This window comes from Citrobacter sp. CK199, from assembly GCF_030333285.1.
Taxonomy (GTDB): Bacteria; Pseudomonadota; Gammaproteobacteria; order Enterobacterales; family Enterobacteriaceae; genus Citrobacter_B; species Citrobacter_B koseri.
Window position 1 is genome coordinate 149,718 of the sequence record NZ_JAOWGF010000021.1, and the last position, 23,502, is coordinate 173,219.

The 23,502-nt window shown below is 58.3% G+C and carries 27 protein-coding genes; 26 read left to right on the forward strand and 1 reads right to left on the reverse strand.

The window, feature by feature from the left end; translation table 11 throughout:
* The first annotated feature begins 77 nt into the window (after positions 1–77).
* The 20 genes from OGX75_RS02050 to acpT all read left to right on the forward strand — a co-directional run bounded on the left by OGX75_RS02050 (position 78) and on the right by acpT (position 17,286).
* Entirely contained in the window at positions 78–1,127 is a 1,050-nt protein-coding gene (locus tag OGX75_RS02050; protein ID WP_047460519.1) for an AI-2E family transporter, read from the forward strand.
* Between the two features lie 324 nt (positions 1,128–1,451).
* Entirely contained in the window at positions 1,452–1,829 is a 378-nt protein-coding gene (locus tag OGX75_RS02055) for a hypothetical protein (protein ID WP_123907531.1), read from the forward strand.
* A 151-nt stretch (positions 1,830–1,980) separates the two neighbouring features.
* On the forward strand, positions 1,981–3,042 hold the full coding sequence (locus OGX75_RS02060; protein ID WP_012135593.1) for a class I SAM-dependent methyltransferase: 1,062 nt from the start codon (positions 1,981–1,983) through the stop codon (positions 3,040–3,042).
* Between the two features lie 57 nt (positions 3,043–3,099).
* Entirely contained in the window at positions 3,100–3,822 is a 723-nt protein-coding gene (locus tag OGX75_RS02065) for a beta-ketoacyl synthase chain length factor (protein ID WP_286450981.1), read from the forward strand.
* 41 nt (positions 3,823–3,863) lie between these two features.
* Positions 3,864–4,634: a lysophospholipid acyltransferase family protein gene (locus OGX75_RS02070; RefSeq protein ID WP_228096617.1), complete on the forward strand. Its 771-nt coding sequence runs from the start codon at positions 3,864–3,866 to the stop codon at positions 4,632–4,634.
* On the forward strand, positions 4,615–4,872 hold the full coding sequence (locus OGX75_RS02075) for a phosphopantetheine-binding protein (protein ID WP_024131035.1): 258 nt from the start codon (positions 4,615–4,617) through the stop codon (positions 4,870–4,872). The genes OGX75_RS02070 and OGX75_RS02075 overlap by 20 nt, the downstream gene beginning before the upstream one ends.
* A 12-nt stretch (positions 4,873–4,884) precedes the next feature.
* The gene (locus tag OGX75_RS02080; protein WP_012135597.1) at positions 4,885–5,136 is read left to right on the forward strand and encodes an acyl carrier protein; all 252 of its coding nucleotides are present in this window, start codon (positions 4,885–4,887) and stop codon (positions 5,134–5,136) included.
* A 6-nt stretch (positions 5,137–5,142) separates the two neighbouring features.
* Positions 5,143–5,724 (forward strand): COG4648 family protein, encoded by a 582-nt coding sequence (locus OGX75_RS02085; protein ID WP_024131036.1) that lies wholly within the window; start codon positions 5,143–5,145, stop codon positions 5,722–5,724.
* Positions 5,721–7,082 carry a class I adenylate-forming enzyme family protein gene (locus tag OGX75_RS02090; RefSeq protein ID WP_110493695.1) on the forward strand — a complete coding sequence of 454 codons (1,362 nt, stop codon included), beginning with the start codon at positions 5,721–5,723 and terminating at the stop codon, positions 7,080–7,082. The genes OGX75_RS02085 and OGX75_RS02090 overlap by 4 nt, the downstream gene beginning before the upstream one ends.
* Positions 7,069–7,422, forward strand: a complete 354-nt coding sequence (locus tag OGX75_RS02095; RefSeq protein ID WP_049011356.1) for an ApeI family dehydratase — start codon at positions 7,069–7,071, stop codon at positions 7,420–7,422. The genes OGX75_RS02090 and OGX75_RS02095 overlap by 14 nt, the downstream gene beginning before the upstream one ends.
* Positions 7,413–9,104, forward strand: a complete 1,692-nt coding sequence (locus OGX75_RS02100; protein ID WP_286450982.1) for a glycosyltransferase family 2 protein — start codon at positions 7,413–7,415, stop codon at positions 9,102–9,104. Before OGX75_RS02095 ends, OGX75_RS02100 begins: the two co-directional genes overlap by 10 nt.
* A gap of 3 nt (positions 9,105–9,107) precedes the next feature.
* Positions 9,108–9,530, forward strand: a complete 423-nt coding sequence (locus OGX75_RS02105) for an acyl-CoA thioesterase (protein ID WP_012135602.1) — start codon at positions 9,108–9,110, stop codon at positions 9,528–9,530.
* Positions 9,527–10,132, forward strand: a complete 606-nt coding sequence (locus tag OGX75_RS02110; RefSeq protein WP_047460500.1) for a LolA family protein — start codon at positions 9,527–9,529, stop codon at positions 10,130–10,132. The genes OGX75_RS02105 and OGX75_RS02110 overlap by 4 nt, the downstream gene beginning before the upstream one ends.
* A complete protein-coding gene (locus OGX75_RS02115; RefSeq protein ID WP_286450983.1) occupies positions 10,101–12,425 on the forward strand; it encodes an MMPL family transporter in 2,325 nt (774 codons plus the stop codon). Before OGX75_RS02110 ends, OGX75_RS02115 begins: the two co-directional genes overlap by 32 nt.
* A gap of 122 nt (positions 12,426–12,547) precedes the next feature.
* Positions 12,548–13,099 (forward strand): DUF3261 domain-containing protein, encoded by a 552-nt coding sequence (locus OGX75_RS02120; protein ID WP_096753934.1) that lies wholly within the window; start codon positions 12,548–12,550, stop codon positions 13,097–13,099.
* Between the two features lies 1 nt (position 13,100).
* Positions 13,101–14,270 carry a beta-ketoacyl-[acyl-carrier-protein] synthase family protein gene (locus tag OGX75_RS02125; RefSeq protein WP_198448741.1) on the forward strand — a complete coding sequence of 390 codons (1,170 nt, stop codon included), beginning with the start codon at positions 13,101–13,103 and terminating at the stop codon, positions 14,268–14,270.
* On the forward strand, positions 14,267–14,743 hold the full coding sequence (locus OGX75_RS02130) for a hotdog family protein (RefSeq protein ID WP_104868076.1): 477 nt from the start codon (positions 14,267–14,269) through the stop codon (positions 14,741–14,743). The genes OGX75_RS02125 and OGX75_RS02130 overlap by 4 nt, the downstream gene beginning before the upstream one ends.
* Positions 14,740–15,471 (forward strand): 3-ketoacyl-ACP reductase FabG2, encoded by a 732-nt coding sequence (locus OGX75_RS02135; protein WP_110493692.1) that lies wholly within the window; start codon positions 14,740–14,742, stop codon positions 15,469–15,471. Before OGX75_RS02130 ends, OGX75_RS02135 begins: the two co-directional genes overlap by 4 nt.
* The gene (locus OGX75_RS02140; protein WP_286450984.1) at positions 15,468–16,697 is read left to right on the forward strand and encodes a beta-ketoacyl-ACP synthase; all 1,230 of its coding nucleotides are present in this window, start codon (positions 15,468–15,470) and stop codon (positions 16,695–16,697) included. The genes OGX75_RS02135 and OGX75_RS02140 overlap by 4 nt, the downstream gene beginning before the upstream one ends.
* 1 nt (position 16,698) lies before the next feature.
* On the forward strand, positions 16,699–17,286 hold the full coding sequence (acpT, locus tag OGX75_RS02145; protein WP_012135610.1) for a 4'-phosphopantetheinyl transferase AcpT: 588 nt from the start codon (positions 16,699–16,701) through the stop codon (positions 17,284–17,286).
* 275 nt (positions 17,287–17,561) lie between these two features.
* Here the strand turns inward: acpT and OGX75_RS02150 are convergent, their stop codons facing one another.
* Positions 17,562–17,963 carry a hypothetical protein gene (locus OGX75_RS02150; protein ID WP_286450985.1) on the reverse strand — a complete coding sequence of 134 codons (402 nt, stop codon included), beginning with the start codon at positions 17,961–17,963 and terminating at the stop codon, positions 17,562–17,564.
* Positions 17,964–18,105: 142 nt separating this feature from the next.
* On the opposite strand from OGX75_RS02150, the gene nikA reads away from it, so the two are divergent.
* From nikA to nikR, 6 genes are read left to right on the forward strand one after another with little or no spacing between them, the layout of a single operon-like run.
* Complete coding sequence (gene nikA, locus OGX75_RS02155; RefSeq protein WP_286451058.1) at positions 18,106–19,680, forward strand: nickel ABC transporter substrate-binding protein; 1,575 nt, start codon at positions 18,106–18,108, stop codon at positions 19,678–19,680.
* Positions 19,680–20,624: a nickel ABC transporter permease subunit NikB gene (nikB, locus tag OGX75_RS02160; protein WP_012135612.1), complete on the forward strand. Its 945-nt coding sequence runs from the start codon at positions 19,680–19,682 to the stop codon at positions 20,622–20,624. Before nikA ends, nikB begins: the two co-directional genes overlap by 1 nt.
* Positions 20,621–21,454, forward strand: a complete 834-nt coding sequence (gene nikC, locus OGX75_RS02165) for a nickel ABC transporter permease subunit NikC (RefSeq protein WP_115608734.1) — start codon at positions 20,621–20,623, stop codon at positions 21,452–21,454. The genes nikB and nikC overlap by 4 nt, the downstream gene beginning before the upstream one ends.
* Positions 21,454–22,218 carry a nickel import ATP-binding protein NikD gene (nikD, locus tag OGX75_RS02170; protein ID WP_104868071.1) on the forward strand — a complete coding sequence of 255 codons (765 nt, stop codon included), beginning with the start codon at positions 21,454–21,456 and terminating at the stop codon, positions 22,216–22,218. The genes nikC and nikD overlap by 1 nt, the downstream gene beginning before the upstream one ends.
* Positions 22,215–23,021, forward strand: a complete 807-nt coding sequence (gene nikE, locus OGX75_RS02175) for a nickel import ATP-binding protein NikE (protein WP_047460469.1) — start codon at positions 22,215–22,217, stop codon at positions 23,019–23,021. Before nikD ends, nikE begins: the two co-directional genes overlap by 4 nt.
* A 5-nt stretch (positions 23,022–23,026) precedes the next feature.
* Entirely contained in the window at positions 23,027–23,428 is a 402-nt protein-coding gene (gene nikR / locus OGX75_RS02180) for a nickel-responsive transcriptional regulator NikR (RefSeq protein WP_012135616.1), read from the forward strand.
* Positions 23,429–23,502: the final 74 nt, after the last annotated feature.

The following is a 23,502-nucleotide window of genomic DNA, read 5'->3' on the forward strand; positions in this document are numbered from 1 at the left end:
AAAATCAGTAGCAAGATTAAGAATATTGGTCTCAGGCCAGGCGCTACACTTAGAAAAAATGCAAAAAGGAAGATGACATGACAACCCCTCAACCCGACAAAACGGGGATGCATATTCTGCTCAAACTGGCGTCGTTGGTCGTCATACTGGCAGGGCTTCATGCCGCAGCAGATATTATTGTACAGCTCTTACTGGCGCTCTTTTTCGCCATTGTCCTCAACCCGCTGGTAACCTGGTTTATTCGTCGCGGCGTTAACCGCCCGGTGGCGATTACTCTCGTGGTGGTCGTGATGCTTATCGTGCTGACGGCGCTGATCGGCGTGCTGGCTGCGTCAATCAATGAATTCGTCGCCATGCTGCCGAAATACAACAAGGAGCTGACGCGTAAGGTTCTGCATTTGCAGGAGATGCTGCCCTTCCTCAACCTGCACATGTCGCCGGAACGCCTGCTGCAACGCATCGACTCCGATAAACTGATGACCTTCACCACCACACTGATGACCGGCCTTTCCGGGGCGATGGCAAGCGTAGTCCTGCTGGTGATGACGGTGGTGTTTATGCTGTTCGAAGTTCGCCACGTTCCCTACAAACTGCGTTTCGCGCTGAACAACCCGCAAATTCACATTGCGGGTTTACACCGGGCGCTCAAAGGCGTGTCGCACTATCTGGCGCTGAAAACGCTGCTGAGCCTGTGGACCGGCGTGATTGTCTGGCTGGGGCTGGCGCTGATGGACATCCAGTTTGCGCTGATGTGGGGCGTGCTGGCGTTTTTACTCAACTATGTCCCTAATATTGGTTCGGTCATTTCGGCGGTGCCGCCGATGATTCAGGCGCTGCTGTTCAACGGTTTCTACGAATGCGTTCTGGTCGGCGCGCTCTTTCTGGTGGTGCATATGATCATCGGCAATATCCTGGAACCGCGCATGATGGGCCACCGCCTGGGAATGTCCACGCTGGTGGTGTTCCTCTCTTTACTGGTGTGGGGATGGTTATTAGGCCCGGTAGGGATGCTGCTTTCCGTTCCGCTTACCAGCGTCTGTAAGATCTGGATGGAGACCACCAAAGGCGGCAGCAAACTGGCGATTTTACTGGGGCCGGGTCGCCCGAAAAGTCGGTTGCCCGGATAATTAATTTACCTACCAACCAGGGTAGTTTTTATCTACGCACCTGCCCGGTAAACTGTCATGCGTTTTAAATATATGTGGCAGTTTACCTTAAATGAAATATGTCCTGCCGCCCGTTATTTAATAAATAAGAAACAGCATTCACCGGAATAAAGAGACTTAACTCAAACAGATATAACAATACCGCATTCAGTCGGTTTTCGCGTGAAATGAAAAATGCATAAAATAAAAACCGACGCCATTATGGCTGGCGTTCGTTATTAATAAATTAATAAGCACATTATTAGTCAACTAGTTAATTGATAGGGAGTTTTCATGAAACAATTCATTAAATGGTTTGCCGCTATTGCGGTTGTGGGTGCTCTGGCGGGTTGCGCGCGTACTGCGCCTATCGATCAGGTTCACTCCAGCGTGAGCGCGGGCCATACTCAGGAGCAGGTCAAAAACGCCATTCTGAAGGCAGGCGTTCAACGTCAATGGATCATGTCTGAAGTCGGGCCTGGCGTTATCAAAGGACGTCAGCAGACGCGCAACCACGTCGCTGAAGTGCGCATTACCTACTCTGCAACCAGCTACGACATCAAATACGACAGCAGCCTCAATTTGCAGGCTTCCGGCGGCAAAATTCACAAAAACTACAACCGCTGGGTACATAACCTGGACAAAGACATCCAGGTTAACTTGTCCGCAGGCGCGGGTCTGTAATTCAGGCGGTACGCACTTTCATTCAGGCGGCATTGAGCTGAACGTTCACGCGTCAAAAGCGGCGGCCTGAAAGATGACGCGGATTATTAAAGTCGGGTCGAAGACGGCCCGATAACTCGCTTTTACCCCCTCTTAACAGGTTGTCCCCATTATGTACGAACAGGACTCGCTCAGCGCACTGGATGCCATCACGGAAGCACAACGTATCGCCTTCGCCCCCATGCTTTTCCAGGCCGCATTGTGTCTGCGTAACGCGGGTGTGCTGACATATCTGGATCGGCAGGGTAAACGCGGCGCAACGCTCGACGATATCACTGAAAACAGCAGCATCAATGAATATGCCGCCAGCGTACTGCTGGATATGGGATTAAGCGGACGTATTATTACTCACAAAGAGGGGCATTATTATCTCGCGAAGGTGGGGCATTTTCTTCTGCATGACGCCATGACCCGCATAAATATGGATTTCACCCAGGATGTTTGCTATCAGGGGCTGTTTTATCTGGAAAATGCGCTAAAGGAAGGCAAACCGTCAGGACTGAAAATATTCGGCGACTGGCCAACGATTTATCCCGCGCTGTCGCAATTACCGCAGGCGGCGCGTGACAGTTGGTTCGCCTTCGATCATTACTATTCCGACGGCGCATTTGACGCCGCGCTGCCTTATGTATTCGCCAGTCGCCCGGCAACCCTGTACGATGTGGGCGGAAATACCGGGAAATGGGCATTACGCTGCTGCCAGTACGATGAAAATATCGCGGTCACTTTATTAGATTTGCCACAACAAATTGCACTTGCCCGTAAAAATATCGAAAATGCAGGATTATCTCATCGCATAGATTTCCATGCAGTGGATATGCTGGGTGATACGCCTTTACCTGGAGAGGCCGATATCTGGTGGATGAGCCAATTTCTGGACTGCTTTTCACCGGAACAGATTATCACCATGCTCAGTAACGTTGCCCGCGTGATGAAACCCGGCGCAAGGCTGTGCATTATGGAGCTGTTCTGGGATGCGCAGAAATTTGAAGCGGCCTCTTTTAGCCTGAATGCGTCTTCGCTTTATTTTACCTGTATGGCAAATGGCAACAGCCGTTTCTACAGCGTAGAGAAGTTTTATCACTACCTGGACATGGCAGGGTTCCAGGTGGATGAACGCCATGACAACCTGGGCGTTGGGCATACTTTATTGATATGCCAAAAGAAAAAATAACAAAGTGACGTTAAAAAAACGTCACTGGTATCACCGGATTACCGCGGACGCGCGTTGATGAAATTTGCACTAAACATAACAGACTGGCAGGCCAGAGCCCCAGGACTTAGCGAAGCGACCCACTGGCAGCAGTGGTCGCGGGAGCCGTACGCCATCGATCCCGCCGCGCCGCAGGCAAAACTGCACGAACTCCCGATGATGACCGCCCGGCGGCTCAGTTCCGGCAGCAAACTGGCGGTGGAGTGCGGGCTGGCCATGCTGCGTCGCCACGATATCGACGCGGTGCTCTATACCAGCCGCCACGGCGAACTGGAGCGTAACTACCGCATCCTGCACGCGCTGGCGATGGAACAGGCGCTCTCTCCCACCGATTTCGCCCTGTCAGTACACAATTCCGCGGTCGGTAATCTGACCATTGCCGCAAAACAGCCGGTTGTCTCATCCTCGCTTTCCGCCGGGAGAGACACCTTCCAGCAAGGGTTGTGCGAAGTGATGTGCCTGCTTCAGGCGGATTATCAGCGGGTACTGATGGTCGATTTCGACGGCTTTCTGCCCGAGTTTTACCATCCGCGATTACCGCCGCAGATGCCGACCTGGCCTTACGCCGTCGCCTTTGTCATTGAAGCGGGGAATGTGCTGTCCTGCGCCACGCAGCCCGGTGCGCCTCAGGATGAAACGCCGCTTCCGCAAAGCCTGCTGTTTTTACAACGTTACTTACAAAACGCCGACGCCTTTACGCTGCCGGGCGAGCGGGTAGAGTGGCAGTGGAGCCGCGCGTGAACACGCTTCTGGCGCGCCTGGATTGGGCATGGCGACTGGTGATGACCGGTTTTTGTTTTGCCCTGTTCGGCATCGGCGGGCTGTTGCTTTCTGTCGTGTGGTTCAACTTATTGTTACTATTGGTATGGAACCCCGTCAGACGCCGCCGCCTGGCCCGTCGCAGCATTGCGGCCAGTTTTCGCGCCTTTTTAACGGTAGCGAAAACGCTTGGCGTTCTGGACTACCGCATTGAGGGGAGTGACGTGCTGCGACAGGAGAAAGGGTGTCTGGTGGTGGCGAACCATCCCACGCTTATTGATTACGTGCTGCTGGCTTCCGTCATGCCCGAAACCGACTGCCTGGTGAAGAGCGCACTGCTGAAAAACCCGTTCGTCAGCGGCGTTATTCGCGCGGCGGATTACCTGATCAACAGCCAGGCCGACGCGCTGTTACCGGCCTGCCAGCAGCGTCTGGATCAGGGCGACACAATATTGATTTTCCCCGAAGGGACGCGAACGCGACCCGGTGAAAAAATGACGCTGCAACGCGGCGCGGCCAATATCGCCGTGCGCTGCGGCAGCGATTTACGCGTAGTGACTATCCACTGTAGCGAGCATCTGCTGGATAAGCAGAGCAAATGGTATGACGTGCCTCCCGCGAAACCTCTGTTTACCGTAGAGGTGCGCGAGCGGATCGCGATCGACCCGTTTAACGATGCAAATTTACAAGAACCGGCGCTGGCGGCAAGGCAGTTGAACCGGCATCTTTTGCTTCAATTACAACCAGGTGCTACACCTCTTTCAGGAATTAATGATGCAAGCGCTCTACCTTGAAATTAAAAATCTCATAATAAATACGCTGAATCTGGACGAGCTGTCCGCTGACGATATCGATACCGAGGCGGCGCTCTTTGGTGATGGTTTAGGACTGGATTCGATCGATGCCCTTGAGCTGGGGCTGGCGGTGAAAAACCAGTATGGCGTGGTGCTCTCCGCAGAGAGCGAAGAGATGCGTCAGCACTTCTTTTCCGTCGCCACGCTGGCATCTTTCATTCACGCTCAACGTGCCTGAGGCGAGTCCGTTATGACAGAACAACATGCCATTTATGAAGAAGTCTCCGCGCTGCTGGTCAAACTGTTTGAAATCGACCCTCAGGACATCAAACCTGAGGCGCGCCTGTATGAAGATCTGGAGCTGGACAGCATCGACGCCGTTGACATGATCGTGCATCTGCAAAAGAAAACCGGTAAGAAAATCAAGCCGGAAGAGTTCAAAGCGGTGCGTACCGTGCAGGATGTCGTCGACGCCGTAGAACGCCTGCTGAAAGAAGCGTAATACGCCATGTCAGGCGCTCACGCGCGTATGGGTATTCAGTTGCTGACCGGCCTGATGCTGCTGGCCTGGCCATTTTTGATCTGGTTTGGGCTGACGCATAACAGCCTCCACTGGCTGCTGCCGCTGATGGCGTTGCTGCTCTTTTTACGCTTTCGTCAGACCCGGCGACAGGCGGGGCCGCTGCGCGTCGTCACTCAGGTGGCGGCGGTGGCGGGCATAGCGCTTTGCGTCGCCAGCTATCTGCTTAAAACACATCAACTGCTGCTGTTTTACCCGGTCGTTGTTAACGGCGTCATGCTTGCCGTTTTTGGCGGCTCGCTGTGGACATCCATGCCGATTGTCGAACGTCTGGCGCGACTGCGTGAACCTGCGCTGCCGGAAGCCGCAGTGCGCTACACCCGTCGCGTAACACAAATCTGGTGCGCCTTTTTCATCGGCAACGGCGGTATTGCGCTCTTTACCGCGCTACACGGCGACATGGCGCTATGGACCGCCTGGAACGGCATGATTGCCTATCTGCTGATGGGCGCGTTGATGGCGGGCGAGTGGCTGGTGCGCCGCCAGGTGATTAAACGAGAAACACAATGAAGCAGACCCTTCCGCTCTCCCGCTGGCTCACCGCGCCACGCCCGGATGAAACGCCTGTTGCCTGGCTGGGTGAGGACACCTGGACGCTGGGCCACCTGCGCCATGACGTCGCGCAGTTGGTGAAACACCTGCAACAGCAGGAGGGCGAGCGCTGGGCGCTGTGTTTTGAGAACAGCTATCTGTTTATTGTTGCGCTGCTGGCAACGCTGCATAGCGGAAAAACGCCCGTTATTCCGGGGCATAACCGCGTCTCTCTGCTGGATGAGCAGCGCGCGCTGTTCAACGGCGTGCTCAGCGATAAGACGTCTGGCTGGCACGGCCCGCTGCTGGTGGTCAATACATCACGACAGTTCAGCGCAGAAGCCTTCACATTCGACGATATTGCCGCCGATGCCTTCGTTGAATTGTTTACCTCTGGCTCCACCGGTCAGCCCAAGCGCATCATCAAACCCATCGCGCGGCTGGATTGCGAGGCCGAACTGCTGGCGATGCGTTTTGCCGACCGTCTGGCAGGCTGTCGCGTCGTGGCGTCAGTCGTTCCTCAGCATCTGTACGGTCTGACTTTCCGTATTTTCCTGCCGATGGCGCTCGGCCTGCCGCTTCATGCCGCAATGCTCTACTACGCAGAGCAGCTTGCCGCGCTAAGCCACGACCACCGCTATGCGTTTATCAGCAGTCCGGCGTTCCTGAAACGCCTCGACCACCGGCTCACGCCGCCGCCGGTCAACATGATCCTTTCCGCAGGCGGTATGCTGCCCTGGGGCGATGTCACGCAAACCGCCGCCTGGCTCAATATCTGGCCGGATGAAATCTACGGCAGCACCGAAACCGGCATTCTCGCCTGGCGCTACCGCCAGCAGGAGGAGATCGCCTGGCTCCCCTTCCCCGGCGTACATTTTCAGCCGGAGGGCGAAGCATTTCGCGCCTTTTCGCCGCTGATCGTGCAGCAGGACGGCCTGTTGCTCGACGATATCCTCCAGTTTGATGAGAACGGCCAGTTCCGCCTGATGGGACGCCGGGGGCGCGTCGTCAAAATTGAAGAGAAACGGATCTCGCTCAGCGAAGTTGAACAGCGGCTGCTGGAGCTGAAGGGCATCCGCGAGGCGGTCGCGTTGCCTGTTTCACGCGGCGGTCGCCAGGGCATTGGCGTTCTGCTGGTGCTGGATGACGAAACCCGCCAACAATGGCAGCGCTGCGGCGGCAAAGCACAGGAGCTGACCTGGCGTCGTTCGCTGCTGCCGTGGCTGGAGCCGGTTGCCGTACCTCGCTACTGGCGCGTGATCGACGAGATCCCGGTCAACAGTATGAACAAGCGTGTCTATGCGCAATTACAGGAGTTATTTCATGATACCCCATGAAATTGAGCGCCATCAGGCACAACCCCAACAGCTTGAGATCGTCCTGCATCTCGACCCTTCCCTGTTCTGGTTCAGCGGCCACTTTACCGTGCAGCCGCTGTTGCCTGGCGTCGCGCAGCTGGACTGGGTGATGCATTACGCCACCACGCTGCTCACGCCCGGCTGGCGTTTTCACAGCATCCAGAACGTCAAATTCCAGGCGCCGCTGCTGCCTGAAACCACGGTGACGCTGACCCTGAGCTGGCAGGAAACCCGCCAGCTCCTGACGTTTAGCTATCAGCGCCACGATGGCGACGCGCGGCATACCGCCAGCAGCGGGAAGATCCGGTTATGCCGTTGACCTTCACTCCCTGCGTGCTCATCCCCTGCTACAACCACGGCGCGATGATGGCGCGGGTGCTGGCGCGGCTACAGCCGTTTAATCTGCCCTGCATTGTGGTGGATGACGGCAGTGACGAAACAACACGTCAGCGATTAGCACAGCTGGCGGCTCAGGAACCGAACCTGACGCTGATCCGCCTACCGGAAAACGCGGGCAAAGGCGCTGCGGTGATTCGTGGGCTACAGGCAGCCTCAGACGCGGGATTTACCCACGCGGTGCAGGTGGACGCCGACGGCCAGCATGCCATTGAAGATATTCCGAAGCTGCTCGAACTGGCGCAGGAAAACCCAGCCGCGCTGATCTCCGGGCAGCCGATCTATGACGATTCCATTCCCCGTTCGCGCCTGTACGGTCGCTGGATAACCCACGTCTGGGTATGGATTGAAACGCTTTCATTCCAGTTGAAAGACAGCATGTGCGGGTTTCGCGTGTATCCGGTCGCCCCTGTGCTGCAACTGGCGCAGCGCGTCACGCTCGGCAAACGGATGGACTTCGACACCGAAGTCATGGTGCGCCTCTACTGGCAGGGCAACACCAGCTATTTTGTCCCGACCCGCGTTACCTATCCGCTGGATGGACTGTCCCATTTTGACGCGCTAAAAGACAACTGCCGAATTTCACTGATGCACACCCGCTTGTTCTTCGGCATGCTGCCGCGCATCCCGTCTTTGCTGTTTCGCCGCTCGTCGCCGCACTGGGCGCGCCAGCAGGAAGTTAAAGGGCTGTGGGGAATGCGTCTGATGCTGCTGGTCTGGCGTCTGCTTGGGCGTAAGGCGTTCTCGCTGCTGCTTTATCCGGTGGTCGGCGTCTACTGGCTGACGGCAGCGCACGCCCGCAACGCGTCGCAACACTGGCTGGCCCGCGTGCGAGCGCAGCTGACGTCACGCCAGCGCCCCGTTCCGTCCCGGCTGACCAGCTTCCACCACTTTCTGCGTTTTGGCGAGGCGATGCTGGATAAAATCGCCAGCTGGCGCGGGGAGCTACAGTTTGGCCGCGATGTGGTCTTTGCGCCGGGCGCAGAAGAGACGCTTAACATCACGGCGCCAACGGGCAAACTGTTGCTGGCCTCGCATCTGGGCGATGTCGAAGCCTGCCGCGCGCTGGCGCAATTGCAGGGCAGCAAAACCATCAACGCTCTGGTGTTCAGCGACAATGCCCAACGTTTTAAACAGATTATGGACGAGATGGCGCCGCAGGCCGGGCTGAACCTGATGCCCGTCACCGACATCGGCCCGGACACCGCCATCCTGCTGAAAGAGAAGCTGGAACGCGGCGAGTGGATCGCCATTGTTGGCGACCGTATTGCGGTTAACCCACAGCGTGGCGGCGAGTGGCGCGTCTGCTGGAGTCGTTTTATGGGCCAGTCCGCGCCGTTTCCGCAGGGGCCATTTATTCTGGCCTCCATCCTGCGCTGCCCGGTTCAGCTTATTTTCGCTCTGCGCCAGAACGGGAAACGGCATATCCACTGTGAACCGTTCGCCGACCCGCTGCTGTTGCCGCGCGCCGGACGCCAGCAGGCATTACAGCAGGCCATCGACCGCTACGCCGAACGCCTTGAGCACTACGCGCTACAGTCGCCGCTCGACTGGTTTAATTTTTTCGATTTCTGGCAGTTGCCGGATGCCAAAAACAAGGAGTAAAGGGTGCTTAACGATCCCCGTTTTACTGCTGAAGTAGAGCTGACCATTCCGTTCCACGACGTCGATATGATGGGCGTCGCGTGGCACGGCAACTATTTCCGCTACTTCGAGATTGCCCGTGAGGCGCTGCTCAACCAGTTCGACTACGGCTACCGCCAGATGAAAGCGTCCGGCTACCTGTGGCCCGTGGTCGATACCCGCGTGAAGTACCGCAACGCGCTGACATTCGAACAACGCATTCGGGTGCGCGCCCGTCTTGAAGAGTACGAAAACCGCCTGCGCATCGGCTACGAAATTTTTGATGCGCAGACGGGAAAACGCGCCACGACGGGTTACACCATCCAGGTGGCGGTAGAAGAGAAAAGCCGCGAGATGTGCTTCGTCAGCCCGGATATTTTGTTTGAACGTATGGGAGTAACGCCATGAGATTCCTGCCGCTGCTGGCGCTGATCATCAGCCCGTTCGTGAGCGCTCTGACGCTCGACGATCTGCAACAGCGCTTTACCGAACAGCCGGTTGTCCGCGCCCACTTCGATCAAACCCGGACGATTAAGGATCTGCCGCAGCCGCTGCGATCCCAGGGCAGGATGCTGATCGCTCGCGACCAGGGGCTGCTGTGGGATCAAACCGCCCCGTTCCCGATGCAGTTGCTGCTGGACGACAAACGGATGGTGCAGGTGATCAACGGCCAGCCGCCGCAGGTCATCACCGCCGAAAACAACCCACAGATGTTCCAGTTTAACCACCTGCTGCGCGCGCTGTTCCAGGCTGACCGCAGCGTGCTGGAGCAGAACTTCCGCGTCGATTTCGCCGATAAAGGCGAGGGGCGCTGGGCGCTGCGGCTAACGCCGATCACCACGCCGCTGGACAAGATTTTCGCCACGATTGACCTGGCCGGACAAACGTATCTGGAGTCAATCCAACTGAATGATAAACAAGGCGATCGCACAGATATCGCACTCACTCAACACCAACTGACGCCCGCTCAACTGACTGATGACGAACGCCAACGTTTTACCGCGCAATAACCGTAAAAGCCTCGCGCTGCTATGGGGTGTCGCCTGCCTGATTATGTTGGGCGCATTGCTGACGCTACTGCCCCAGTCACGGCTGAACAGCAGCGTGCTGGCAATGCTGCCAAAACAGGCTTTAGGGGACATTCCGCCTGGCCTGAACGACGGTTTCATGCAGCGCCTCGACCAACAGTTGGTCTGGCTGGTAAGCCCGGGTAAACAGGCCGATCCGCAGGTGGCGCGCGACTGGCTCGCGCTGTTGCAAAAATCCCACGCGCTGGCGGACGTCAAAGGCCCGATGGACGCCGACAGCCAGCAGGCATGGGGCGCCTTTTTCTGGCAGCATCGCAACGGCCTGATCGATGAGGCCACCCGCGCTCGTCTGCAAAACGGCGGCGACGCGCAGGCGCAGTGGATTCTGTCTCAGCTGTATTCCGCCTTCTCCGGGGTGAGCGGTAAAGAGCTGCAAAACGATCCGCTGATGCTGATGCGCGGTTCGCAGCTGGCGATGGCGAAAAACGGCCAGCGTCTGCGGCTGATGGACGGCTGGCTGGTCACTCAGGATGAGCAGGGGCACTACTGGTATCTGCTGCACGGCGAGCTGGCCGGTTCGTCGTTTGATATGCAGCAAACGCACCAGCTCGTCACCACGCTCAGCGCGCTGGAAGGTGAACTAAAAACGCGTTATCCGCAGGCGCAGCTGCTGTCGCGCGGTACGGTTTTTTACAGTGATTACGCCAGCCAGCAGGCGAAACAGGATGTTTCCACCCTTGGCGTGGCGACGGTTCTGGGCGTAATTCTGCTGATCGTGGCGGTCTTTCGCTCGCTGCGCCCGCTGCTGCTGTGCCTGATATCAATTGGCGTCGGCGCGCTGGCCGGAACCGTCGTCACCCTGCTGATTTTCGGCGAGCTGCACCTGATGACGCTGGTGATGAGCATGAGCATCATCGGCATTTCGGCCGACTATACGCTTTATTACCTGACCGAGCGCATGGTGCACGGCAACGACGCGTCGCCGTGGCAGAGCCTCGCCAAAGTGCGTAACGCCCTGCTGCTGGCGCTGCTGACCACCGTCGCGGCGTATCTGATCATGATGCTCGCCCCTTTCCCCGGCATTCGCCAGATGGCGGTATTTGCCGCCGTGGGATTAAGCGCCTCCTGCCTGACGGTCATTTTCTGGCATCCGTGGCTGTGTCGCGGGCTGCCTGTGCGCCCCGTTCCGGCAATGGTGCTGATGTTGCGCTGGCTGGCGGCATGGCGACGCAATAAAAAACTGTCCATCGGCCTGCCCGTGGCGCTGGCGATCTTCTCGCTGGCGGGCATCGCAACGCTGCATGTGGATGACGATATTTCACAGCTACAGGCGCTGCCGCAGCAGATTCTGGCGCAGGAAAAAGCAATCACCGCCCTGACCGGGCAGAGCGTCGATCAGAAATGGTTTGTGGTTTACGGTCAGTCCGCACAGCAAACGCTGGAACGGCTGGAAGCCTTTACCCCAGCGCTGGAACAGGCAAAGCGCAACGGGCTGCTCAGCGGCTATCGCACGCTTCCGATCAACTCGCTCGCCCGTCAGCAGCAGGATCTGAAGCTACTGAAAAACGCCGCTCCGGCGGTGAGCCGCGCGCTACAGAATGCCGGGCTTTCCACGGTTAACCCGGATCTGAACGCCATGCCGGTAACGGTGGACGCCTGGCTTGCCAGCCCGGCCAGCGAAGGCTGGCGGCTGCTGTGGCTGACGCGGGAGAATGGCGAAAGCGGCGTGCTGGTGCCGGTAGACGGCGTGAAGCGGAGCGCCGCGCTGAACGCCCTCGCCACGCAATATTCCGGCGTGGCGTGGGTTGACCGAAAAAGCACCTTCGACACGCTGTTCGCCCTCTATCGCAATGTGCTGACGGGACTGCTGTTTGTGGCGCTGGCGGTCATTGCCTGCGGCGCGATGATCAGGCTTGGCTGGCGCAAAGGGCTGGTAAGCCTGGTGCCGTCAGTGCTGTCGCTGGGCTGCGGTCTGGCGGCGCTGACATTGAGCGGCCATGCGGTCAATCTGTTCTCGCTATTGGCGCTGGTGCTGGTGCTGGGGATTGGCATCAACTATACGCTGTTTTTCAGCAACCCACGCGGAACGCCGTTGACCTCGCTGCTGGCGATTACGCTGGCGATGATGACCACGCTGCTGACCCTCGGCATGCTGGTCTTTAGCACCACCCAGGCCATCAGCAGTTTCGGTATCGTACTGGTCAGCGGGATTTTCACCGCATTTCTGTTATCGCCTCTGGCAATGCCCGGTAAAAAAGAGAAAAAAAGAAGATGATCAAACAAACAGCGCACTGGTTGAGACACCTTTTGCCGGATGGCGGCTTTGCCTTATCCGGCCTACGCCAGCGCACAAACCGCAGGCCGGATAAGCGTAGTGCCATCCGGCAGTTTCTGCTGATGACCGCAGCGCTCATTCTGACCGGATGCAGCCACTCGCAGAAAGCGCCGGAAGGCCGCCCGCAGGCGTGGCTGGAACCCGGCGCGCGCGTCACGCTGCCTGCGCCGGGCATCTCTCCGGCGGTCAGTTCGCAACAACTGCTCACCGGCAGCTTTAACGGCAAAACCCAGTCGCTGCTGGTGATGCTCAATGCCGACGAGCAAAAAATCACCCTTGCCGGACTGTCGTCGGTTGGCATCCGCCTGTTCCTGGTCACCTATGATGAGAAAGGGCTACACACCGAGCAGTCCATCGTGGTGCCGCAGCTGCCGCCCGCCAGCCAGGTTCTGGCCGACGTAATGCTCAGCCACTGGCCGATTAGCGCCTGGCAGCCGCAGTTGCCGACGGGCTGGACGCTCACCGACAACGGCGACAAACGCGAGCTGCGCAATGCCAGCGGTAAGCTGGTGACGGAAATTATCTATCTGAACCGCAAAGGCAAACGCGAGCCAATCAGCATTGAGCAGCATGTGTTCAAATACCACATCACCATTCAATATCTGGGTGACTGATATGATCTATATTTCTGCGGTCGGTATGATCAACGCGCTGGGCAACGATACGGATGAGATCGCCACAAACCTGACGCGCGGCGTGGCGCCTGGCATGCGCCCTCGCTCCGGCTGGCTACAGGGGCATCCACAGGCGGTGCTCGCCGGTGTTGACGGCGAACTGCCCGCCATCCCCGATGACTTTGCCGCTCACCGTTCGCGCAACAATCAGCTGCTGCTGGCCGCGCTCGCGCAGATCCAGCCCCGGGTGGATGAGGCCATCGCGCAGTATGGCCGCGATCGCGTCGCCGTGGTACTCGGCACCAGCACCTCCGGCCTCGACGAGGGTGATGCCCATGTCAACCTGACGCTAAACGGCCAGGAAAGCCTCTCCTGGCAGTACCCGCAGCAGGAGCTGGGCGATCCGTCGCGCTTTCTCAGCCACTGGCTGGCGCTTGATGGCCCGGCGTTTACCCTTTCCACCGCCTGTTCCTCCAGCGCCAGAGCGATCATCAGCGGACGCCGACTGATCGAAGCCGGTCTGGCGGACGTGGCGATTGTCGGCGGCGCGGACACCTTAAGCCGGATGCCGATTAACGGCTTCCACAGCCTGGAGTCGCTCTCTCCAACACGATGCCTGCCGTTCGGCCGGGATCGCAGCGGCATTACCATCGGCGAAGGGGCCGCGCTGATGCTGCTGACCCGCGAACCGCAGCCTGTCGCGCTGCTGGGCGTCGGCGAGTCCAGCGACGCGTACCATATTTCCGCGCCGCATCCGCAAGGTGAAGGCGCGATTCGCGCGATTACCCAGGCGCTCAATGACGCAGGCATCACGCCGACGCAGGTGGGTTATATCAACCTGCACGGCACCGCCACGCCGCTCAACGACCAGATCGAATCGAAAGTCGTGAGTGAACTGTTTGGCGAGAATGTGCCCTGTAGCTCCACCAAACATCTGACCGGGCACACACTGGGCGCTGCGGGAATCACCGAAGCCGCCCTCAGCATGTTGATTCTGCAACGCGACTTGCCGCTGCCGCCGCAGGATTTCAGTGATTCGCCGCGTGACCCGGTGTTGCCGCGCTGCGGCATCATCGAACAACCGCGCGCGCTTGAACGCCCGGTGATCTTATCTAACTCGTTCGCCTTTGGCGGCAACAACGCCAGCATTCTGCTCGGGAGGGTTTCATGAGTCGCTATTTATCACCCGGCGAGTATCTGCCGCATGACGCCCCCATGTTGCTGCTCGAAGACGTCGAGTGCGTCACGGACGAGTCCGCCGCCTGCCGCGTCACCGTGGCGCCAGGCGGCGTGCTGGCCCCGTTTCTTGACCCGCAGGGCAATCTGCCCGGCTGGTTCGCGCTGGAACTGATGGCGCAAACCGTCGGCGTCTGGTCAGGCTGGCATCGTCATCAACAGGGTCAGAGCGCCATCTCTTTGGGCATGGTGCTCGGCGCGCGTGAACTCGTCTGCGCCGCAGGCGCCCTCCCCGCCGGGGAAACGCTGACCATCAGGGCCACATTACTCATGCAGGATGAGCGTTTCGGCAGCTTTGAATGCACAATCGACGTGGGGGATAACACGCTGGCGACAGGCCGCGTAAATACGTTCCAGCCCACGCAGGAAGAACTCACCACGCTATTTCAACAGGGAGCTGCAACATGAGTCGTTCCGTTCTGGTTACCGGGGCCAGCAAAGGCATCGGTCGCGCCATCGCCCGTCAACTGGCGGCTGACGGCTTTGTTGTCGGGGTTCACTATCACCGTGACGCACAGGGCGCGCAAGAAACGCTGGATGCCATTCTCGCCGTCGGCGGCGCAGGCCGTCTGCTCAGTTTTGACGTCGCCAGTCGCGAGCAATGCCGCGAGGTGCTGGAGCAGGATATCGACGCGCATGGCCCGTGGTATGGCGTGGTCAGCAACGCCGGGATCACCCGCGACGCCGCCTTTCCGGCGCTGAGCAACGACGACTGGGATGCCGTGATCCACACCAATCTCGACAGCTTTTACAATGTGATTCAGCCGTGCATCATGCCGATGATTAGCGCACGTCAGGGTGGACGGATCATTACCCTGTCATCCGTTTCCGGCGTGATGGGCAACCGTGGTCAGGTTAACTACAGCGCCGCAAAAGCGGGCATTATCGGTGCGACAAAAGCGCTGGCGATTGAGCTGGCAAAACGTAAAATCACCGTCAACTGCATCGCGCCGGGGCTGATTGACACCGGCATGATCGCAATGGAAGAGGCCGCGCTGAAAGAGGCGATGTCCATCATCCCAATGAAACGTATGGGCCAGGCAGATGAAGTGGCAGGGCTGGCCAGTTATTTAATGTCGGATATTGCGGGTTACGTTACCCGCCAGGTCATATCCATCAATGGAGGGATGCTATGACGCGTCGCGTTGTGATTACAGGCATGGGCGGCGTCACCGCGTTTGGCGAGAACTGGCAGGACGTTTCCACCAGACTGAACGCTTACGAAAACGCCGTGCGCCAGATGCCGGAATGGCAGGTTTATGACGGACTGCATACGCTGCTTGGCGCGCCAGTCGATGATTTCACCCTACCGGAACACTATACCCGCAAGCGTATTCGGGCGATGGGCCGCGTGTCGCTCATGTCCACCCGCGCCACCGAACTGGCGCTGGAGCAGGCAGGGCTTATCGACGATGCGGTGCTGACCAACGGCGAAACCGGAATTGCCTATGGTTCTTCTACCGGCAGTACCGGCCCGGTGAGCGAATTCGCCACCATGCTGACGGAAAAACACACCAACAACATCACCGGCACCACTTACGTGCAGATGATGCCGCACACCACCGCCGTCAACACCGGGCTGTTCTTTGGCCTGCGGGGCCGCGTGATCCCGACGTCCAGCGCCTGCACCTCCGGCAGTCAGGCGATTGGTTATGCCTGGGAAGCGATTCGTCACGGCTACCAGACGGTGATGGTCGCCGGCGGCGCAGAAGAGTTATGCCCGTCTGAAGCGGCGGTTTTTGACACGCTGTTTGCCACCAGCCAGCGCAATGACGAACCGAAAACGACGCCTTCGCCGTTCGATGAAAAGCGCGATGGGCTGGTGATTGGCGAAGGCGCAGGAACGCTGATTCTCGAAGAGCTGGAACATGCCAAAGCCCGAGGGGCGACCATTTACGGCGAAATCATCGGCTTTGCCACTAACTGCGACGCCGCGCATATCACCCAGCCACAGCGTGAAACCATGCAGATTTGCATGGAACAATCGCTGAAAATAGCAGGCTTAAGCGCACGGGATATAGGGTACATTTCCGCCCACGGCACGGCGACCGATCGGGGCGATATCGCAGAAAGTCAGGCAACGGCCGCAATTTATAGCGATAATGTGCCGATCTCCTCGCTAAAAAGCTACTTTGGGCATACCCTTGGCGCCTGCGGGGCACTGGAAGCCTGGATGAGTCTGCAAATGATGCGTGAAGGTTGGTTTGCACCTACGCTAAACTTGAGTCAGCCGGATACCCAATGCGGCGCGCTGGATTACATCATGGGTGAAGCCCGCAAGATTGATTGTGAATTTTTGCAAAGCAACAACTTTGCGTTTGGCGGCATCAATACTTCTATCATTATTAAACGTTGGCCCTGATATGTACCGGATTGTTCTGGGAAAAGTTTCGACACTGAGCACAGGCGCGCTGCCGTCGCCACTGTACGCACAGGCGCCGCAGGGCGCTCGCCGCGCGCGCTGGCTGGCCGGTCGCGTACTGCTTTCCCATGCCCTTTCGCCATTGCCGGAGATTGTGTATGGCGAACAGGGAAAACCTGCTTTTTCTCCTGACACCCGGCTCTGGTTTAACCTGAGTCATAGCGGGGACGATATCGCCCTGCTGCTGAGCGACGAGGGCGAAGTCGGCTGCGACATTGAAGTGATCCGCCCGCGAGATAACTGGCGGTCGCTGGCCAACGCGGTGTTCAGCCTTGGCGAACATGCGGAAGTGGAAGCCGAACATCCCGAACAACAGCTGACGGCGTTCTGGCGCATCTGGACGCGCAAAGAGGCTATCGTAAAACAGCGCGGCGGCAGCGCCTGGCAAATCGTCAGCGTGGACAGCACGCTCAACTCGGCGTTGTCGGTCAGCCAGTGCCAGCTCGATACCCTGAGTCTGGCGGTCTGCACGCCGACACCGTTCACGCTAACCGCCGATTGCGTGCAGCGCCTGGAATCCATCGCGTAAATTTGTATGTCATGCCTGCCGTTAAATCTTTACGGAGAACATTTCATTCTGACGCGTGATTCCGTTCACTTTAGGTTCAGCATTTCTCTGGAATTTCATCACCCGTGAACGCGTTAAGGGGGCTATCGCTGCCCCCTTAACAATCCCCGCTCCCGGCAGGAAAATTGTTGCTTCGCAATACCCTCCGCTTATTCCTTCAGGCTACCGGGGCGGGCGCGAGGTAGCGTCCCTGCAAAACGCGCCCTGAACTCGCATCCATGCGGGTTCCTCCGGCCTTACGGAAACACGTCGGCAATTTTCAGCCGGACCTGCCCACACCTGACCATTTCTGCGGTTTGTTTTTTAACAGCAAAACCGGTGCGGCTGAAAATCAGAGCATTGCAGCAATGCCCCTGTTCCGGCTGAAAATCGATGAGACGTTGACGGCTGACCGGGTCCGCCCGCAGGGACGCGGGCGGAGGGGACGGCCTGCCGGGATGCAGGCTCGGCCCCGACCCGAAAGGCAGACGGAATAAGGCGAATAAACCGCGCAGCGGCGATTTTCCTTGCCAGAGAGCCAGGGTTGCAAGGGAGGCGGCGGTGAGCCTCCCTTGCACGTTCACGGGTAGTGAGTCTTCAGAGAAATGCGGGACATAAAGTGAACGGAACAATATTTCAGAGTGAAATAATCTCCTCATAGAAAACATCCGCTACCATATGATTTTCGTATACCTTCCCCCTTTGACCGCCCAACTATTGATCCAGAACACGTCAAAAGTATGATGAATCTTTAGAATCGTCATACTCATTTAGTCGTACCTCTTTTTAATCGGGGCCACCATTTTGTCCAGACTACGCCGCACACTTTTTGCGCTGCTGGCCTGTGCGTCATTCCTCGCGCATGCCGCCGCACCTGACGAGATAACCACCGCATGGCCGGTAAACGTAGGGCCGCTAAACCCGCACCTTTATACGCCTAACCAGATGTTCGCCCAGAGCATGGTGTATGAACCGCTGGTGAAGTATCAGGCGGATGGTTCAGTAAAACCCTGGCTGGCAAAAAGCTGGACCCACTCGGCAGATGGCAAAACCTGGGTGTTTACGCTGCGCGATGACGTAACCTTCTCTAACGGCGAAGCATTTGACGCCCAGGCCGCAGCAGAGAACTTCCGCGCGGTGCTTGATAACCGCCAGCGCCATGCCTGGCTGGAGCTGACGAACCAAATCACCGACGTCAAAGCGCTGAGTAAAACCGAACTGCAAATCACCCTGAAAAGCGCCTATTATCCTTTCCTGCAAGAACTCGCCCTGCCGCGCCCTTTCCGCTTTATCGCCCCGTCCCAGTTTAAAAATAACGAAACGATGAACGGCATTAAAGCGCCTGTCGGAACCGGGCCGTGGGTTCTGAAAGCGTCGAAGCTCAACCAGTACGACGTGCTGGTACGCAATGACCACTACTGGGGCGAGAAACCCGCGATCCGCCAGATAACGATTAAAGTGATCCCGGACCCAACGACCCGCGCGGTGGCCTTTGAGACCGGCGATATTGACCTGCTGTATGGCAATGAAGGACTGCTGCCGCTCGATACCTTCGCCCGTTTCAGCCAGACGCCGGAATACCGTACCCAGCTTTCCGAGCCGGTTGAGACCGTCATGCTGGCGCTGAACTCCGCCAAAGCGCCAACCAACGAACTGGCGGTGCGTGAAGCGCTGAACTATGCGGTAAATAAAAAATCGCTGATCGATAATGCCCTGTACGGCACCCAGCAGATCGCCGATACGCTGTTTGCCCCCTCCGTGCCTTACGCCGACATTGGCCTGAAACCACGCCAGTACGATCCCCAACAGGCTAACACGCTGCTGGAAAAAACGGGCTGGACATTGCCTGCCGGGAAAACCATTCGTGAAAAAGCCGGTCAGCCGCTACACGTTGAGCTGGCCTATATCGGCACCGACGCGCTGAGCAAATCGATGGCGGAAATCATCCAGGCCGATATGCGCAAAGTGGGCGTCGATGTGTCGCTGGTAGGCGAGGAAGAGAGCAGTATTTATGCCCGTATGCGCGATGGCCGTTTCGGGATGATTTTCTCCCGCACCTGGGGCGCGCCATACGATCCGCATGCGTTTATGAGCTCAATGCGCGTACCGTCCCACGCCGATTATCAGGCGCAGCTCGGGCTGCCGGACAAAGCGCAAATTGATAAAGAAATTGGCGAGGTGCTCACCACCACCGATGAGGCGCAGCGTAAGTCTCTGTATCGCGACATCCTGACGCGTCTGCATAACGATGCGGTGTATCTGCCCATCAGCTATATGTCGATGATGGTGGTGGCGAAACCCGGGCTGGGGAAAATTCCTTATGCGCCCATTACCTCCGAGATCCCATTTGAACAGATCAACCCGGTGAAACCCTGATGCTGCGTTATATTGTGCGGCGCATTTTGCTGCTGATCCCGATGATTTTCGCCGCGTCGGTAATTATCTTTTTAATGCTGCGCATGGGCACCGGCGACCCGGCGCTCGACTATCTGCGGCTCTCTAACTTACCGCCAACGCCAGAGATGGTCGCCTCCACGCGGGTTATGCTGGGGTTGGATCAACCGCTGGTCGTGCAGTACGGCTCCTGGCTGTGGAAAGCGCTGCATCTGGATTTTGGCATCTCTTTCGCCACTCAGCGCCCGGTGCTGGAGGACGTACTGAACTTTCTGCCCGCCACGCTACAGCTGGCGGGCGCGGCGCTGGTGCTGATCCTGCTCACGTCTGTACCGCTGGGGATCTGGGCGGCGCGCCATCGTGACCGTCTGCCGGACTTCATCGTGCGGCTGATCGCGTTTCTCGGCGTATCAATGCCCAACTTCTGGCTCGCCTTCCTGCTGGTGATGTTCTTCTCGGTGTATTTAAAGTGGCTACCGGCAATGGGCTACGGCGGCTGGCAGCACATCATTCTGCCTGCGGTGTCGATTGCGTTTATGTCGCTGGCGATTAACGCCCGCCTGCTGCGCGCCAGCATGCTGGAAGTCGCCGGTCAGCGCCACGTCACATGGGCGCGTCTGCGCGGCCTGAACGCGAAACAAACCGAGCGCCGCCATATTCTGCGTAACGCGTCGCTACCCATGATTACCGCCGTCGGGATGCACATTGGCGAACTGATTGGCGGCACGATGATTATCGAAAACATCTTCGCCTGGCCGGGCGTCGGGCGCTATGCGGTGTCAGCCATTTTTAACCGCGACTACCCGGTCATTCAGTGCTTTACGCTCATTATGGTGGTGGTTTTCGTGGTCTGTAACCTGATTGTTGACCTGCTGAACGCCGCGCTGGACCCGCGCATTCGTCGCCATGAAGGAGCGCATTCGTGAATTTTTTTCTCTCTGTACGCTGGCCGGTGCGCCTGGCGCTCCTCATTATCGCTTTGCTGGCGATCATCGCGCTCACCAGCCAGTGGTGGTTGCCGTACGATCCGCAGGCGATTGATTTACCGTCACGTTTACTGTCGCCGGACAGCCAGCACTGGCTGGGCACCGACCATCTGGGACGCGATATTTTCTCCCGCCTGCTGGCGGCAACCCGCGTCTCGCTCGGTTCCGTAATCGCCTGTTTGTTGCTGGTGTTAGCGCTGGGGCTGATCGTCGGCGGCAGCGCCGGGCTGATGGGCGGTCGCGTCGATCAGTTCACCATGCGCGTCGCGGATATCTTTATGACGTTCCCGACCTCCATCCTCTCTTTTTTCCTCGTGGGCGTGTTGGGGACGGGGTTGACCAACGTCATCATCGCAATCGCCCTGTCGCACTGGGCCTGGTATGCGCGGATGGTGCGCAGCCTGGTGATCTCCCTGCGCCAGCGTGAATTTGTGCTCGCCTCGCGCCTTTCCGGCGCCGGGCATGTGCGCGTGTTTATCGACCACCTGGCCGGGGCGGTAATTCCCTCCCTGCTCGTGCTGGCGACGCTGGATATCGGCCATATGATGCTGCACGTCGCCGGGATGTCATTCCTCGGCCTCGGCGTCACTGCGCCAACGCCGGAATGGGGCGTAATGATTAACGATGCGCGCCAGTATATCTGGACTCAGCCGCTACAGATGTTCTGGCCGGGACTGGCGCTGTTTATCAGCGTGATGGCCTTTAACATGGTGGGTGACGCCCTGCGCGATCACCTCGACCCTCATCTGGTGACGGAGCATGCCCACTGATGCCACAACAAATTGAATTACAAAACATTGTGTTGCAAGCAGACAGACCGTTGGTGCACGGCGTGTCGTTAGCGCTCAGGCGCGGGCGCGTACTGGCGCTGGTGGGCGGCAGCGGCAGTGGTAAATCGCTGACCTGCGCGGCGACGCTGGGCATCCTGCCCGCAGGCGTGCGTCAGACAGCGGGCGCCATTCTGGCCGATGGTCAGCCGATTTCCCCCTGCAAGCTGCGTGGAATTAAGGTCGCGACCATCATGCAGAACCCGCGCAGCGCCTTTAATCCGCTGCACACGATGGCGGCCCACGCAAAAGAAACCTGCCTGGCATCAGGTAAACCGGCGGATGACGCCACGCTTATCGCGGCACTGGAGGCGGTAGGTCTGGAAAATGCCGCGCGGGTGCTGAAGCTTTACCCGTTCGAGATGAGCGGCGGCATGCTGCAACGCATGATGATTGCGATGGCGCTGCTGTGTGACGCGCCGTTCATCATCGCGGACGAACCAACAACCGACCTGGACGTGGTCGCCCAGGCACGAATCCTCGATCTCCTGGAAAGCATTATGCGCAGCCGCGCGCCCGGTATGCTGCTGGTCACTCATGATATGGGCGTCGTCGCGCGACTGGCGGACGATGTGGCAGTAATGGACAACGGCAAGATCGTAGAACTGGGTGACGTGGAAACGTTATTCCGCACCCCGCAGCATAGCGTGACGCGTAATCTGGTTTCGGCGCATCTCGCGCTGTACGGTATGGAGTTAGCCTCATGACGTTACTGACGGTAAGCGGTATTTCCCATCAATACGCGCACGCTAACCTCAGCGGCAAACATCAGCATCACACGGTGCTGAAAGAGGTGTCATTAAGCCTGAAAAGCGGCGAAACCGTGGCGTTATTGGGGCGTAGCGGCTGCGGGAAAAGCACGCTTGCCCGCCTGCTGGTCGGGCTGGAATCGCCGACGCAGGGCCGTGTCTGCTGGCAGGGCGAGCCGCTCTCCACGCTTAACCGGGCCAGACAAAAAGCGTTTCGCCGTGATATCCAGATGGTGTTTCAGGACTCAATCAGCGCAGTAAACCCGCGTAAAACCGTACGCGAGATCCTGCGTGAACCGATGCGCCATTTGCTGTCGCTTTCCAGAGCCGAGCAAATCGCGCGCGCCAGCGAGATGCTGCGGGCGGTGGATCTGGACGACACGCTTCTGGATAAACGTCCGCCACAGCTGAGCGGCGGGCAATTACAGCGCGTCTGCCTGGCGCGGGCGCTGGCGGTCGAACCCAAATTACTGATTCTGGATGAAGCGGTCTCCAACCTCGATCTGGTATTGCAGGCGGGCGTCATTCGTCTGCTCAAAAAGCTGCAACAGCAGTTCGGCACCGCCTGTCTGTTTATCACCCACGATTTACGTCTGGTGGAACGTTTTTGCCACCGGGTAATGGTGATGGATGAAGGGCAGATTGTTGAGACGCGAACCGTAGGTGACACATTAACCTTTTCCTCTGACGCCGGGCGTGTGTTACAAAATGCGGTACTTCCCGCATTTCCCGTGCGCCATCGCGCGACAGAAAAGGTTTAATTCAGATGCAACGTGTCACTATTACTCTCGATGACGATTTACTCGAAACGCTGGATAGCCTGAGCCAGCGCCGGGGCTACAACAACCGCTCCGAAGCGATTCGTGACATTCTGCGCGGCGCGCTGGCGCAGGAGGCCACGCAGGAGCACGGCACCCAGGGCTTCGCGGTGCTCTCGTATGTTTATGAGCATGAGAAACGCGATTTAGCCAGCCGCATCGTTTCCACTCAGCATCATCACCATGATTTGTCGGTGGCGACGCTGCATGTACACATTAATCACGACGACTGTCTGGAGATCGCCGTACTGAAAGGCGACATGGGCGACGTTCAGCATTTTGCCGATGACGTCATCGCCCAGCGCGGCGTGCGCCACGGTCATTTGCAGTGTTTGCCGAAGGAAGAGTGATTGCCTGTTTCGTTGCCGGGGGCGCTTCGCTTGCCCGGCCTACGTCCGTTTTCGTTGGTAGTTCACAGGCCGGA